14 protein-coding genes are annotated in these 13,327 nt (G+C 65.7%); 10 read left to right on the top strand and 4 right to left on the bottom strand.

Going from position 1 to position 13,327, the window contains the following annotated elements:
* Positions 1-42: 42 nt before the first annotated feature.
* Positions 43-1,197 (top strand): acyl-CoA dehydrogenase family protein, encoded by a 1,155-nt coding sequence (locus NR187_RS01205; RefSeq protein WP_256805538.1) that lies wholly within the window; start codon positions 43-45, stop codon positions 1,195-1,197.
* 34 nt (positions 1,198-1,231) lie between these two features.
* On the opposite strand, the gene NR187_RS34940 is transcribed toward NR187_RS01205, so the two are convergent.
* A complete protein-coding gene (locus tag NR187_RS34940) occupies positions 1,232-1,591 on the bottom strand; it encodes a hypothetical protein (protein WP_256806221.1) in 360 nt (119 codons plus the stop codon).
* Between NR187_RS34940 and NR187_RS01195 the strand changes: the two genes are divergently transcribed.
* Positions 1,496-2,158: a hypothetical protein gene (locus tag NR187_RS01195; RefSeq protein WP_256806191.1), complete on the top strand. Its 663-nt coding sequence runs from the start codon at positions 1,496-1,498 to the stop codon at positions 2,156-2,158. The two genes, NR187_RS34940 and NR187_RS01195, sit on opposite strands and share 96 nt — an antisense overlap.
* A gap of 47 nt (positions 2,159-2,205) precedes the next feature.
* Here NR187_RS01195 and NR187_RS01190 read toward each other — a convergent pair whose 3' ends face one another.
* Positions 2,206-4,374 carry an EAL domain-containing protein gene (locus NR187_RS01190; RefSeq protein WP_256805537.1) on the bottom strand — a complete coding sequence of 723 codons (2,169 nt, stop codon included), beginning with the start codon at positions 4,372-4,374 and terminating at the stop codon, positions 2,206-2,208.
* Positions 4,375-4,418: 44 nt separating this feature from the next.
* Positions 4,419-4,658: a hypothetical protein gene (locus tag NR187_RS01185; protein WP_256805536.1), complete on the bottom strand. Its 240-nt coding sequence runs from the start codon at positions 4,656-4,658 to the stop codon at positions 4,419-4,421.
* 220 nt (positions 4,659-4,878) lie between these two features.
* On the opposite strand from NR187_RS01185, the gene mepA reads away from it, so the two are divergent.
* From mepA to modC, 4 genes are all read left to right on the top strand, one after another.
* Positions 4,879-5,823, top strand: a complete 945-nt coding sequence (mepA, locus tag NR187_RS01180; protein ID WP_211386257.1) for a penicillin-insensitive murein endopeptidase — start codon at positions 4,879-4,881, stop codon at positions 5,821-5,823.
* 518 nt (positions 5,824-6,341) lie between these two features.
* Positions 6,342-7,124: a molybdate ABC transporter substrate-binding protein gene (gene modA, locus NR187_RS01175; protein WP_256805535.1), complete on the top strand. Its 783-nt coding sequence runs from the start codon at positions 6,342-6,344 to the stop codon at positions 7,122-7,124.
* A gap of 27 nt (positions 7,125-7,151) precedes the next feature.
* Positions 7,152-7,847: a molybdate ABC transporter permease subunit gene (gene modB, locus NR187_RS01170; protein ID WP_211386255.1), complete on the top strand. Its 696-nt coding sequence runs from the start codon at positions 7,152-7,154 to the stop codon at positions 7,845-7,847.
* Between the two features lie 2 nt (positions 7,848-7,849).
* Entirely contained in the window at positions 7,850-8,512 is a 663-nt protein-coding gene (gene modC / locus NR187_RS01165; RefSeq protein WP_211386254.1) for a molybdenum ABC transporter ATP-binding protein, read from the top strand.
* A 110-nt stretch (positions 8,513-8,622) separates the two neighbouring features.
* Here the strand turns inward: modC and NR187_RS01160 are convergent, their stop codons facing one another.
* Positions 8,623-9,369, bottom strand: a complete 747-nt coding sequence (locus tag NR187_RS01160; protein WP_372702961.1) for a GntR family transcriptional regulator — start codon at positions 9,367-9,369, stop codon at positions 8,623-8,625.
* A gap of 190 nt (positions 9,370-9,559) precedes the next feature.
* Here NR187_RS01160 and NR187_RS01155 point away from each other — a divergent pair, with 190 nt between their 5' ends.
* The 4 genes from NR187_RS01155 to NR187_RS01140 are packed head-to-tail and all read left to right on the top strand — an operon-like array spanning position 9,560 to position 13,327.
* Complete coding sequence (locus tag NR187_RS01155; protein WP_256805533.1) at positions 9,560-10,594, top strand: extracellular solute-binding protein; 1,035 nt, start codon at positions 9,560-9,562, stop codon at positions 10,592-10,594.
* Positions 10,591-11,670, top strand: coding sequence for an ABC transporter ATP-binding protein (locus tag NR187_RS01150; protein ID WP_256805532.1), 1,080 nt, complete (start codon positions 10,591-10,593; stop codon positions 11,668-11,670). Before NR187_RS01155 ends, NR187_RS01150 begins: the two co-directional genes overlap by 4 nt.
* The gene (locus tag NR187_RS01145) at positions 11,667-12,530 is read left to right on the top strand and encodes an ABC transporter permease (protein WP_211386250.1); all 864 of its coding nucleotides are present in this window, start codon (positions 11,667-11,669) and stop codon (positions 12,528-12,530) included. Before NR187_RS01150 ends, NR187_RS01145 begins: the two co-directional genes overlap by 4 nt.
* Positions 12,530-13,327, top strand: a complete 798-nt coding sequence (locus NR187_RS01140; protein WP_211386249.1) for an ABC transporter permease — start codon at positions 12,530-12,532, stop codon at positions 13,325-13,327. The genes NR187_RS01145 and NR187_RS01140 overlap by 1 nt, the downstream gene beginning before the upstream one ends.

The following is a 13,327-nucleotide window of genomic DNA, read 5'->3' as shown; positions in this document are numbered from 1 at the left end:
CCTCACTTACCGCTCACACCAAGAATGAGCGAGGAAACGCGCATGAACGCAACTCCAGCAGTTGGCCTGGTCGAACGTGCCCGCGCACTGGCACCGCTGATTGCGGGCGAGGCGGATGAGATCGAGCGAAGCCGGCGGCTGACGGCGGCCGTCGTCTCTGCGCTGATCGACAACGGGCTCTACCGGGCGCTGCTGCCGCAGAGCCTGGGCGGCGCCGAGGCGCCCATCGAAATCTTCATGCAGATGCAGGAGGAGATCGCGAAGGCCGATGCGTCGACCGCCTGGTGTCTCGGCCAAAACAGCGTCTGCGCCATGATCGCGGCTTCACTCGACCACGACACTGCGAATGAAATCTTCAACGCAGCCCCCGGCATCCTCTCCTGGGGCGCGGTGGCGCACGAGGCGCGTGCGGTCGAGGGCGGCTATCGCGTCACGGCGCGCTGGGATTTCGCCTCGGGCTCGCGGCAGGCGAGCTGGCTCGGGGCGCATGTCCGCATCGTCGGTTCCGACGGAGCGCCGCGCAAGAATGCGGACGGATCGCCGGAGCTGCGCACCATCCTGTTTCCGGTCGCGAGCGCGACCCTGCATGACGTCTGGCAGGCGATCGGGCTCGCCGGGACCGGCACCGATTCCTACGAGGTGAGCGACCTCTTCGTCCCCGAACGCTTCACAACATTTCGTGACGTGCCGTCCGCGCTGCGCGAGAAGGGGCCGCTCTACAAAATCGGCACCGGCTCGACCTTCAGCCTCGGCTTTGCCGCGGTATCGCTCGGCGTCGCGCGCGCCACGCTGGACGCCGCGATTGCACTGGCGCGTGGAAAGCATCAGTCGCTGGCGGCAGGCGCCATGCGCGACAACCAGGCGGTTCAGGGCATGATCGGCCGCACCGAAGGCGATCTGCGCGCTGCGCGCGCGTATCTCTATGCGACCGCAAGCGCGATGTGGCGAGACCTGTCTGCGACCGGCGCGTTCAGCGCGGTGCATCGCAGCGCTGTCAGGCTCGCCGCGACCTGGACCATCCACCAATCAGCGCGCGTGGTCGACACCGCCTATCGCATGGCCGGCGCGACCGCGGTATTCCGCAGCAATCCGTTCGAGCGGCGCTTTCGCGACATGCACGCCATCGCCCAGCAGATCCAGGCGCGCGACACGCATTACGAGGACGTCGGCAGGATGATCCTTTCAGGGGACCGCTGACGTCGACCCGTTGCGAAAGTGCATCCACGCTGACCTATGTCGAGTTCGCCATCCGGCGCCTCCGTCGATGAACCATCTTGGCTTTTCCCGGACCAATTTCTATAGTCACCGGAACGACAGCTTTTCCGCTGTCAACCGAGCCGACCATAGTGAATTGATCGTTCAAAATTGTTTTTAGCGCGCTGCATGCGCGCAAGAGAGGTCCGTTATGGGCCGAACGGCTGGCGAGAAAGTCAGTTGCGATGCCGTGCGGCGTCATTCGCCGGGATGGCACCATGGTGGCACTCTCATTATTGTGATGCTCTGCACCGCATGCACGCTCCTGTTCGCGAGCGAAGCCCTGGCTCAATGCTCGGCGCGAGATGTCCTGCGGAATCACCTGATGCTCAAGCAAGCTCCCTCTGACAGGCCGCAAATCCCAATCAGATTCGCCGTCGATGTCCCCGCGTGGAAGACGGTCAAAATCGGGACGTTCGCAAATTTCTTCGCTCTCAGTAACGCATTGGATGCGGCAGGTTGCAGCATCGGAAACTCGGCTGGCGAAATTCTCGCGCGACCGACCTTTACCCTTAGCGCCACGAAAACAAGCGTCGAGCTCTTTGCGGTCTCGGCAGCTGAACTTGGCTTTCAGACCGATACAGCGTTGCTGGCGGACATTTATGCGCGCGCCAAGCAGCTGGGTTTCGGCCTGGCGGCGGCTGAAGTCGGACCACAACTGAGGCTTCAATATTTTGACCAGCCGGTCGGCGAATTTCTCATCATCGGAATGGAGCCGATCAGGACCTGGCAGGGCGCCCCCGTCATCCTGAACGTGGCCAATGGCGGAGCGGGACTCATTCTCATCGGCCAGGATGGCAGCGCCGACGCACAGATCCCCGTGGCATCCCGGTTTGTATTCGTGCGGTCCAATGAAACCGCTGCTGCCGAGGGGCATAAGGCCGTATCGCTTGTCCGTCACTGAACTTTCGACCGTGCGCAACTCAAGACGCAAGCCGACATCCGCGCGCCCTAGGCCACCAGCGCGTCATCCTCGTCGTCCCCCTCGATGCCACGCTGCGCCGCCAGCAGGCTGATGATCTCGGCGTTGGGCCGGGCCTTGCTGAACAGGAAGCCCTGGCCCTCGTCGCAGCCTTCGGCGCGCAGGCAGCTCAGCTCAGACTCGGTCTCGACGCCTTCGGCGGTGATGGTGACGCCTAGCCCTTTGCCGAGGCTGACGATGGAGCGGATGATCGCCTGGGCCTCGCGGTTGGCGCCGAGATCGCGCACGAAGGACTGGTCGATCTTGATCTTGTCGAACGGGAAGCTGCGCAGATAGGAGAGGCTGGAATAGCCGGTGCCGAAATCGTCCATGGAGACGCGCACGCCGAGCGCGCGCAGCGCATGCAGCGTCGCCAGCACCTGCGCGCTCTTCTCCAGGAGCAGCGTCTCGGTGATCTCGAGCTCGAGCCGCCGGGCCGGCAGGCCGGCATGCTTCAGCGCGTCCGTCACCACCGAAAGCAGATTGCCGCTGCGGAACTGAAGCGGCGACAGATTGACGGCGACGCGGACGTCGTCCGGCCAGGTCGCGGCGTCGAGGCAGGCCCGGCGCAGCATCAGGCCGCCGAGCGGGTTGATCAGCCCGGTGTCTTCGGCGACCGGGATGAACTCGGCCGGCGAGACCATGCCGCGCTCGGCATGCGGCCAGCGCACCAGCGCCTCGAAGCCGGTGATGCGGCCGCTGGAAAGATCGACCAGCGGCTGGTAGTAGGGCCGCAGCACGTCGTTCTGGATCGCGTCGCGCAGCTCGACCTCGATCTTGCGGCGGCTCTGCGCCTTGGCATCGAGCGCGGCCTCGAAGAACGCAAACGTGCCGCGCGCATCCAGCTTGGCGCGCGACAGCGCCATGTCGGCGCTCTTGAGCAGCTTTTCGGAATCATCGCCGTCGCCGGGCGCCATCGCGATGCCGATGGAGGCGCCGATCACCACGGAATGGCCGTCGAGCAGATAGGGATCGGCAATCGCCTCCAGCAGGCGCTTTGCCAGCAACACCGCGTCCTCGGGACGCGTCAGACCGCTCTGCACGATGGCGAATTCATCGGAATTGAGCCGCGCCAGCGCGTCGTCCTCGCGCAAGGTCGAACGCAGCCGCTTGGCGACACCGCGCAGCAGCTTGTCGCCGACCGCATGCCCGAGCGTGTCGTTGACCGCCTTGAAATTGTCGAGCCCGAGCATCAGCAGCGCAACCCTGTCGGAGCTGCGCCTCGTGTGCAGCAGCATCTCGTCGACCTGCTGGCGCAGGAGGTTGCGGTTGGGCAGGCCGGTGAGCCCGTCGTGCTGGGCCATGAAGGCGAGCCGCGCCTCGGCGCGCTTGCGCTCGGTGATGTCCATCAGCGCCAGCAGCACCGCGGGCCGCGCGGCATAGGTCAGCTCGCGCGAATAGATCGCAAGGTCGATCAGCGCGCCGTCGGCCTTGACGTGCTTCCAGGTACGCCCGGCCTGCTCCTCGCCGGTCGGATCGGTCGTCCAGGGCGGCTCGCTGTCGAAGGCCTGCAGCGAGCGGATCTTCAGCTTCTCGAACTCGGCGCGGCTGTAGCCGTAATGCGCGATCGCGGCGTCGTTGACGCCGAGGATGCGCTCGTCGTCGAGGGCGCAGACGATCATGGGGACGGGATTGCCGTCGAACAGCAGGCGGAACGAGGCCTCGCGCTGCTTCAATTCGGTGATGTCGACGCGCAGGCCGACCACGCCGCCGTCGTCGGTGAGCCGCTCGTCGATCAGGATGACGCGGCCGTCCGCCAGCTTCTGCTCGTGGCGCGCGCCGGGCTGATAGAGCTTTTGCAGCCGCTCGGCGATCCATTCTTCCTCGTGGCCGGCAGCCTCCGGATAGTCGCCGCGGGCGACACCGATGCGCAGCGTGTCTTCGAGACGCGCGCCTTCTTCGAACAGATCGGCGGTCTTGCTGTAGATCTCGGAATATTGCTTGTTCCAGAGGACGTAGCGGCCCTCGGCATCGAGAAACACGATGCCTTGCGGCAGGATCTCGATGGCCTGGCGCAGGCGCTCATGGGCCTTGCGCGCTTCCGCGATCGCGGCTTCCGCCTCGGCGCGGCTGCGCAGAACTTCGTCGCGTTCGGACAGAAGATGAGGCGCGCGCGCGAAGCGCGGCTTGCGTGGCCGTTGGCCGGCCCTGGCAAACACGCTGTGCTTTCGCTTTTTTGGTTTTCGAGACCCCAAACTCAACTTCACTCGTCCCAGTCGCGCCCGGCGGCCGCAAGTTTTGGAGCAAGTGTCTGAAAAAAAAGTAATCCTGGTGCCGCCGCGGCCGGGCGCAACGTCCTCAACACGGGCCTTTTTGCCTTTTTACGAGGCGCGGCCGGCATCCGCGGGCGCGCCGAGACCATCCCGTCGTCGCAATCGAAGAGGAATGTGGCGCAAAATTGCGCGTGCTTTTGAATCGTTTCCGAATTCACCAGGGATTGCATGCCGGCCGTCCGCATTACTCACTGCGCGCACGAATTTTGGTCAACGCGGAACAGGGTTATCGCGCACTTAAAGACCGGCCGGCAGGGATGCGACTTTGGGATGACGAGATGGACATCGACATGGAAATGGGGATGGTCGCATGGGGACTCGCATAGCCCTGGCATTGCCGAGGGCCGGATCCTTAACCCTGACGCGGGGTTGGGCTATAAGGATGTCAGCATGAGTCCCCGCCGCCTTGTCTCTCTGCTGCTCGTCATGACGCTCCTGGCCGCCGGCGACGCGCTGGCCCAGGACAAGGGCAGCATGAATCCGAAGCCGCTGCCGCCGCTTGCCAATCCCAACGATCCCACCATCGGCGCCAAGGAGCTGTTCGCGCGAAAGCTGCTGCCCTCGAAGGGACCGGCGCATGTCATCGGCTCCTACACCAGGGGCTGCATCGGCGGCGCCGATCAGATGCCGGTCAACGGCGACAATTGGCAGGTGATGCGGCTGTCGCGCAATCGCAGCTACGGCCACCCCCAGATGATCGCGCTGATCAAGCGGCTCGCGGCCAGGGCGCACAAGGACGCGGGATGGCCGGGCATCCTGGTCGGCGACATCGCCCAGCCGCGCGGCGGCCCGGCGCTGTCCGGCCATGCCAGCCACCAGATCGGCCTCGATGCCGACATCTGGCTGACGCCGATGCCGGACCATCGGCTCTCGCGCGAGGAACGCGAGGAGATGTCGGCGGTTATGATGGTGCGGCAGGACCGGCTCGACATCGATCCGAAAGTTTTCACGCCGGGCCATGTGCTGGTGCTGCGCGACGCGGCGCAGGAGCCCGCGGTGCAGCGCATCTTCGTCAATGCCGCGATCAAGAAGGCACTGTGCCGCGAGGCCAGGGGCGACCGCTCCTGGCTGTCGAAGATCCGGCCTTGGTGGGGCCACGACTATCACTTCCACATCCGCATGCGCTGCCCGGCGGGCGCCGGCGAATGCGAGGGCCAGCCGTCGCAATCCGCGGACGAAGGCTGCAAGCCTGCCGATCTTGCCTATTGGTTCTCCGACGCGGTGCTGCATCCCAAGCCGCCGCCGGAGCCGCCAAAACCCAAGCCGCCGATGACGCTGGCGCAGATGCCCGCGGCCTGCAAGGTGGTGCTGCGCGCGGGCGATGCGAAGCCGTAAACATTGTCGTCCCGGCAGAGGCCTTCTCTTGAGTGTTGCACTCGTTTGTGAACTCAGGGGACCTATTGCTCCAGGGAGCAGTTGTTGGGCGAAGTGGTAACTCCGCGTCTTCGTAAAACACATCCCTGTGGTTATGGGTCCTGGATCAGCGCTTCGCGTGTCCAGGACGACGCTTGTGCGTAAGGCGACGGCTGGTTCGCACCCCCAAATGCGCTAGGATTGCCTGCCGCCGCCGGGCCGTAAGCCGCGCGGCATCCCGGGATCTCGATCGCGATCCTGCCCAGCGAGTAGACCGGGCGGGACCAAAGGTCTCCTTTGACCTCAAAGCTCAGCTTTGACCTCAAAGGTCAGCTTTGACCTGTTCCGCCAGCCTGTTATGGTCTCCCCGGCGATATCCCGACGGACCGTAAGTCGGTCGGGCTTGTCGGAACAGCGCTTCCGCCGGTCGCAATCCTTACTCAACCAACGCCGTCTTGCGTGCGCCATTGGCGCGCGTATGCGCGCATGGAGCGCTCCCGATGTCCCGCCTTTCCGTGCTTTTTTCCGCCATCATCGTCTTGCTCGCGGCCCTTTCGCCTGCCGCCGCCGAGGACAAGACCATCACCGTGTTCGCGGCCGCCTCGATGAAGAACGCGCTCGACGAGGTCGACGCCGCCTACACCGCCAAGACCGGCGTCAAGTTTAGCGTCAGCTATGCCGCAAGCTCCGTGCTCGCCAAGCAGATCGAGCAGGGCGCGCCGGCCGACGTATTCGTCTCCGCCGACACCGACTGGATGGACTATGCGACCTCCAAGAAGACCATCGACGAGCCGAGCCGCGTCAACCTGCTCGGCAACAGCATCGTGCTGATCGCGCCGAAGGATTCAGGGATCGACAACGTCGCCATCGCGCAAGGTTTCGACCTCGCAAAACTCGCCGGCGACGGCAGGATCGCGACCGGCGACGTCAAGTCCGTTCCCGTTGGGAAATACGCCAAGGCCGCGCTGGAGAAGCTCGGTGCCTGGCAGGCCGCCGAGCCGAAATTCGCCATGGCCGAGAGCGTGCGCGCCGCGCTGACACTGGTGGCCCGCGGCGAGGCGGCGCTCGGCATCGTCTATTCCACCGACGCCAAGGTCGAGCCCGGCGTTAAGATCGTCGGCACCTTCCCGGCGGATTCCCACCCCGCGATCATCTATCCGGTCGCCGCGACCACCACCGCGAAGGGCGAGACCAGCGACTATCTCGCCTTCCTGCGCTCGACCGCGGCCAAGACCATTCTGGAAAAATATGGTTTCAAATTCCTCGTCAGTCCGACAACCTGATTTTTGCGACCTGATGTTCACGACTTGATGCTCGACATCTCTCCCGCCGAATGGACGGCGATCCTGCTCTCGCTCAGGGTCGCCGTCATCGCGACGCTGGTGGCAACGCCGTTCGGCATTGCGCTGGCATGGCTGCTTGCGCGCCGCGATTTCTGGGGCAAGCCGGTGCTCGACGCACTGGTGCATCTGCCGCTGGTGCTGCCGCCGGTCGTGACCGGTTATCTGCTGCTGTTGACGTTTGGCCGCCGCGGCCTCGTCGGCGCTTTCCTCGCCGATCATCTCGGCATCGTCTTCGCATTCCGCTGGACCGGCGCGGCGCTGGCCTGCGGCGTGATGTCGTTTCCGCTGCTGGTCCGCCCGATGCGGCTGTCGATCGAGGCGGTCGACCGCCGGCTCGAGCAGGCTGCCGAGACGCTTGGCGCGGCTCCTTTCAAGGTGTTCTTCACGGTGACACTGCCGTTGGCGCTGCCCGGCGTGCTCGCCGGCATGGTGCTCGGCTTTGCGAAAGCGATCGGCGAGTTCGGCGCGACCATCACCTTCGTCTCCAACATTCCCGGCGAGACCCAGACGATCTCCTCGGCAATCTATTCGCTGATCCAGACCCCGGATGGCGACGCCGCCGCGGGCCGGCTCGTGATCGTCTCGGTGATCCTGGCGCTGGGCGCGCTGATTGCCGCCGAATGGTTCGCCCGCCGCGCGACGCAGCGCCTGCACGGGAACTGACCATGCTGCGCGTCGACATCGAAAAGCAGCTCGGCGAATTCTCGCTGTCCGCGTCCTTCGCCAGCGAAGGCCGTGTCATCGGCCTGTTCGGCGCTTCGGGCGCCGGCAAGAGCTCGCTGGTCAACATGATCGCCGGCCTGCTGCGGCCCGACCGCGGCACCATCGTGATCGACGGCGAGACCGTGGACGATACGGCGGCCGGCATCCACGTCCCGACCTGGCGCCGCCGCATCGGCTACGTGTTCCAGGATGCGCGGCTGTTTCCGCACCTCAACGTCGCGCAGAATCTCGACTATGGAAGGCGGATGAACCGCCTGGCGCCCGATCCAGCGCAGCACAAGCGCGTCATCGACCTGCTCGACATCGGTGCGCTGCAGGGCCGCCGCCCCGGAAAACTTTCCGGCGGCGAACGCCAGCGCGTCGCGCTCGGCCGCGCGCTGCTGTCGAAACCGCGCCTCTTGCTCCTCGACGAGCCGCTCGGCGCGCTCGACGAAGGCCGCAAGCTCGAGATCCTGCCCTATCTGGTGCGGCTGCGGGACGAGGCCAACGTCCCCATGGTCTATGTCAGCCACGACGTCGCCGAGCTGCGCCAGCTCGCAACGCAGATCGTGATGCTGAAGCAGGGCCGCGTGACGTCGTTCGGCGGGGTCAAGGTGCTGACGTGAGAAGGTCCGTAGCCCATCCTCGTCATTGGAAGCGCAGTGAAGCAATCCAGAGTCTTTTCGCGGCGGCAGACTGGATTGCTTCGCTGCGATCGCAATGACGTGTGGAGAGTTCAGCGCTTCCGCCGCTTCGGCTTGACTGCACTGAATACGCTTTCCAAATCCTCGCTCGTTGGCGCCGCATCGTCGTCGAGATGCAGCCGGCTCTCCACATGCAAGAAATGCTCGCGCGACACCGCGATGGCGCGGGCCACATCGCGGGCGCGCAGCGCTTCGACGATGGCGCCGTGCTCGTCCACCGCGCAGATCGAATCGGTGGCGGGCTCATAGACCGAGACCATCACCGAGGAGCGGCTGAGCAGGTCGGCGAGGAAGCGCGTGAGCTCCGCATTGCCGAGCGCCTCGACCAGATGGACGTGGAATGCGCCCGACAGCCGCACCGAGGCAGCGCGGTCGCCGCGCGTGGCGGCGGCGCGTTCCTCGGCAAGATGTGCGGTCAGCCTGTCGATCAAGGCGTCGTCGATATGGCGCACGAGCTGCGTCAGCACGCCGGCTTCGAGCACGCGGTGCGCCTCGTAGACGCTGCGGACGTCGTCGAGCGTCGGGCGTGGCACGCGGGCGCCGCGATTGGGGATCATCTCCAGCCGCCGCTCCGCACCCAGCCGGTGCAGCACCTTGCGGATGCGCTCACGCGAGACGCCAAAAATGTCGGCAAGCGGCGGCTCGGCGAGCTTCACGCCCGCCTTCAGCTTGCCCTCCAGGAGCGCGTGCAGGATAGCCTGATAGACCGCCTCGTCCTCGGCCGGATTGGCCTTGCCGTTTGCCTTGCCGTCTCGCCTGCGCTGCGTCGCCATGGCGATAGCTAGGCCCAAAGGATGCGCAGCGTCACCTCCAAAAAATGTGCACATTTGTCGCGCCGCTGTGCAGGCGGCAATCCATGCCTGGATTCAGACCATTGATTTCATTATAGAACTCAAAAATGTGCACATTTGGCATGGTGCTTGCTGCTGTCTCGGAGCAAGCTTTACGCGCAACAAACGGGACATGCCCATGCACCCCCCCTCCCGACGCAGTGTTTTGAAGTCCGGCGCGGCCCTTGCCGCGATCATCGCAGCTCCAGCGCGGCTGCGCGCCGCGCCCAAGGAAATCGTCATCGGCGGCCCCGCAGGCGCCGCAAAGTATTTCAACGCCGATCTGTTTCCGGTGCTGGAGAAGAAGCTCGACTGCAAGGTGCTCTACGAGGGCACCAACTCGCTGACCAATCTCCAGAAGATGCAGGCCGACAAAGCCGCGCCGAAAATCTCCGTGGTCATCATGGACGATCCGGTGATGCTGCCGGCAGCCAGCGACGGCCTGATCACGAAGATGTCGGCCTCGTCGATCGCCAATCTCGGCAAGCTCGTGGACGGCTCGGTGCATCAGGACGGCATGTGGGCGAACTACCAGCGGCCCTGGGCCGGCATCGCCTACTCGACCAAGCGCATGAAGACGGCGCCCGCCAAATGGTCGGACCTGTGGGACGCGAAATATGCCTCGAGGGTGATCGTGCCGTCGCTGTCGAACACCGAAGGGTTCTGGACTCTGCTCGCGGCCGCGCGTCTTGAAACCGGCAAGCCCTACAAGGACGCGCAATACGAGATCGACGCCGCCTTCAAGAAGGTGAAGGAGCTGAAGGCGAACCTGCTCAACGTCTATACCAACGCGCCGCAGGCCATCAATCTGATGGAGCAGGGCGAGGCCTGGATGATCGGCGGACAGTTTTCCGCCTACACACTGATCCGCAAGGCGGAAGGCTCGCCGGTCGATCTCGCCGTGCCACAGGATGGCGGCTTTGCCATGCCCTCAGGCATTGCCAAGGTGGCTGGCGCACCGGCCGGCGATCTCGCCGATGCCGTGATCGACTTCTTCCTGAGCCCGGAGGCACAGACCATCCTCGCCGACAAGGCCTTCGTCGCGCCAACCAACAAGGGCACGCCGACGCCGGCCGGCTTCCCGGATCCCGCCTCGCTGTTCGCGCCTGACTGGGCGTTCGTCGCCAAGAACCGCGCCGCGTGGGTCGACCGCTGGAGCAAGGAGATGACATGAGCGAGAGCAGCCCGCATCTCGTCGTCCGCGGCGTCTCCAAGCGCTACGGGCCGACGACGGTTCTGGACCACATCGACCTCACCATCCGGCGCGGCGAGCTGGTGACGCTGCTCGGCCCCTCCGGCTGCGGCAAGACCACGCTGCTGCGCGCTATCGCCGGCCTCGTACAGCCCGACACCGGCAAGGTCGAGCTCGCCGGGCGAGACATCACCAACGTGCCGCCGCACAAGCGCAATGTCGGCGTGGTGTTCCAGAGTTACGCGCTGTTTCCGCATCTCACCGTCGCCGGCAATGTCGCGTTCGGATTGAAAGTGCGCGGCATGGCCAGGCGCGAGATCGACATCGCGGTCGAGCGCGCGCTGGCGCTGGTCAAGCTCGGCCATCTCTCCGGACGGCGCATCTCGGCGCTGTCGGGCGGGCAGCAGCAGCGCGTGGCGCTGGCGCGCGCCATCGCGGTCGAGCCTGATGTGCTGCTGTTCGACGAGGCACTCTCCGCGCTCGATCGCAAGCTGCGCGAGGAAATGCAGGTCGAGCTGCGCCGCCTGCTCCAGGACGTGAAGGCAACCGCGATCTTCGTGACCCACGATCAGGACGAGGCGCTGACCATGTCCGACCGCGTCGCCGTCATGAACAAGGGGCGGATCGAGCAGCTCGCCGAGCCGCGCGAACTGTATTTGCGGCCCGCGAGCCTGTTCGCGCTCAACTTCGTCGGGCTGTCGACGCGGATTGCGGGCACCGTCCTGGCGGCAGGCAACGGCAAAGTCGATGTCGAGACCAGGGTCGGCCGCCTGTCGGCGCTCGGCAATTTCCAGGCAGGCTCCCCCGTCATCGTCGCTGCGCGCCCCGGGCAGCTTCGCTTGGGCGAACAGGGCGAAGCCAACTCCGCGGCGGGGCGCGTTCGCTCCGTGGTGTTCCAGGGCTCGCGTACGCTGGTCGAGGTCGATGCCGGCGCCGGCGAAAGCCTGCTTGCCGAGCTCTCGGGGCGTGACGGCGCGATCCCGCGCCTGCATGACGAGATTCGCCTGAGCTGGCCTGTGGCCGAGACCTTCGCGTTTCCGATGGAGGCGCAGGCATGACCGAGGCGGCCCTTCCCGCGCCGGTGTCGGCGCCCGCGGTTGACCGCGAGCGGCTCGCCGCAGTTGGATTCGTGCTGCCGTCCTTCGTCATCATCGCCGGCGTGTTCGCGCTGCCGCTGGTGCTGCTGCTGGGCGTCAGCATCGTCGACGCCAACGGGCTGACCTTTGCGCATTACAAGCGCCTGCTCGGCACGCCCTATTATCTCGGCGTGATCTGGAATTCGTTGCGGCTCGGCCTTTTGACCACGCTGATCGCCTTCCTGATCAGCTACCCCGCCGCCTTCGCGCTGGCGCGCGCCCGCGGGCCTTTGCGCTCGGTGCTGCTGGCGACGCTGTTCCTGCCGCTCGCGGCCAGCGTCATCGTCAAGGCCTTTGCCTGGACGATCCTGCTGCGCAGCGACGGCATCGTCAACGAGACGCTGATGGCGCTCGGCATCATCGAAGACCCGATCCGGATGATCTTCACCGAAACCGCGCTGATCGTCGGCGCCGTCAACATCTTCCTGCCCTTCATGATCCTGCCGATCTACGCGATCGTCGCACAGCTCGATCCGCGTTATGCGGAAGCAGCCTCCACGCTCGGCGCCTCGCCGGTCGTGACGTTCTTTCGCGTGATCCTGCCGCTGACCTTGCCCGGCATCATCGCGGGCGTGGCGCTGGTGTTCTCGCTCTCGGTCTCCGCCTATGTGGTGCCGACGCTGCTGATCGGCGAGAAATACCCGACGCTCGCGACCACGATCGCAAAAGCCTATCTGCTGGCGCGTGAACCCGGCTTCGGCGCTGCGGCGGGCGTCGTGCTGCTGGCGATCGCGATCGCAATCGTCGCGCTGAGCGCGCGCCTGTCGCGGGAGCCGAAATGATGACGCGAACCGCAATCATCGTCTGCTGGGTGATGGCGATCGGGCTGGCGCTGTTCCTGGTCGTCCCGCTGCTGGTCATCGCCGCCGCGAGCTTCTCGCCGACGCCGGTATTTGATTTGCCGCTGACGGGCGCATCGACGCGATGGTATGGTCGGATCGCGCGGCTCGACGGCTTCTGGCCGTCGCTGCTGCTGTCGCTGCAGATCGCGCTGTTCTCGACGGCGATCTCGCTGGTCTGCGGCACGCTCGCGGCGATCGCGATCGCACGGGGAAAGCTGCCGGGCGCCGGCATCTTCGCGACCGCGCTGGTGTCGCCGCTGATGATGCCGGGCCTCGTGCTCGGCATCGCGCTGCTGCAGGGCTTTCGCGCCGTCGGGTTCACCGCACCCTGGGCGACGCTGCTGGTGGCTCATCTCGTCATCACGCTGCCTTACGTCGCCCGCACCATGATCGCGGGGCTTGCGCGGTTCGACTTCACGCTGATCGAGGCGGCGCGCACGCTCGGCTGCACCTATCCCGGCAGCGTGCTGCGGGTGATGGTGCCGGCGCTGGCGCCGTCATTCCTGATCGCGGGAATCTTCTCTTTCCTGGCCTCGTTCGACAACTATCCGGTGTCGATCTTCCTCGCCGACGTCCGCACCAAGACGCTGCCGATCCGGATGCTGCAATATATCGAGGAGGCGCCCGACCCGACGCTGGCGGCGCTGTCCACCCTCATCCTCGCGGGCACAGTGATCCTGCTGGTCGTCAGCGACCGCGTCGTCGGCCTGCACCGCATGGCCGGAACCTCGGACTGA

This window comes from Bradyrhizobium sp. Bra64 (assembly GCF_024519875.1).
GTDB classification, from domain to species: domain Bacteria; phylum Pseudomonadota; class Alphaproteobacteria; order Rhizobiales; family Xanthobacteraceae; genus Bradyrhizobium; species Bradyrhizobium japonicum_G.
This window is presented reverse-complemented; position numbering and strand designations above follow the sequence as displayed.

What these genes read in the sequence shown, in the direction of transcription:
- NR187_RS01205 (WP_256805538.1), top strand. Translation starts at nt 43, where the DNA reads ATGAACGCAACTCCAGCAGTTGGCCTGGTCGAACGTGCCCGCGCACTG.
- NR187_RS01195 (WP_256806191.1), top strand. Translation starts at nt 1,496, where the DNA reads ATGCTCTGCACCGCATGCACGCTCCTGTTCGCGAGCGAAGCCCTGGCT.
- NR187_RS01185 (WP_256805536.1), bottom strand. Translation starts at nt 4,658, where the DNA reads ATGCAATCCCTGGTGAATTCGGAAACGATTCAAAAGCACGCGCAATTT.
- mepA (WP_211386257.1), top strand. Translation starts at nt 4,879, where the DNA reads ATGAGTCCCCGCCGCCTTGTCTCTCTGCTGCTCGTCATGACGCTCCTG.
- modA (WP_256805535.1), top strand. Translation starts at nt 6,342, where the DNA reads ATGTCCCGCCTTTCCGTGCTTTTTTCCGCCATCATCGTCTTGCTCGCG.
- modB (WP_211386255.1), top strand. Translation starts at nt 7,152, where the DNA reads ATGCTCGACATCTCTCCCGCCGAATGGACGGCGATCCTGCTCTCGCTC.
- modC (WP_211386254.1), top strand. Translation starts at nt 7,850, where the DNA reads ATGCTGCGCGTCGACATCGAAAAGCAGCTCGGCGAATTCTCGCTGTCC.
- NR187_RS01155 (WP_256805533.1), top strand. Translation starts at nt 9,560, where the DNA reads ATGCACCCCCCCTCCCGACGCAGTGTTTTGAAGTCCGGCGCGGCCCTT.
- NR187_RS01150 (WP_256805532.1), top strand. Translation starts at nt 10,591, where the DNA reads ATGAGCGAGAGCAGCCCGCATCTCGTCGTCCGCGGCGTCTCCAAGCGC.
- NR187_RS01145 (WP_211386250.1), top strand. Translation starts at nt 11,667, where the DNA reads ATGACCGAGGCGGCCCTTCCCGCGCCGGTGTCGGCGCCCGCGGTTGAC.
- NR187_RS01140 (WP_211386249.1), top strand. Translation starts at nt 12,530, where the DNA reads ATGACGCGAACCGCAATCATCGTCTGCTGGGTGATGGCGATCGGGCTG.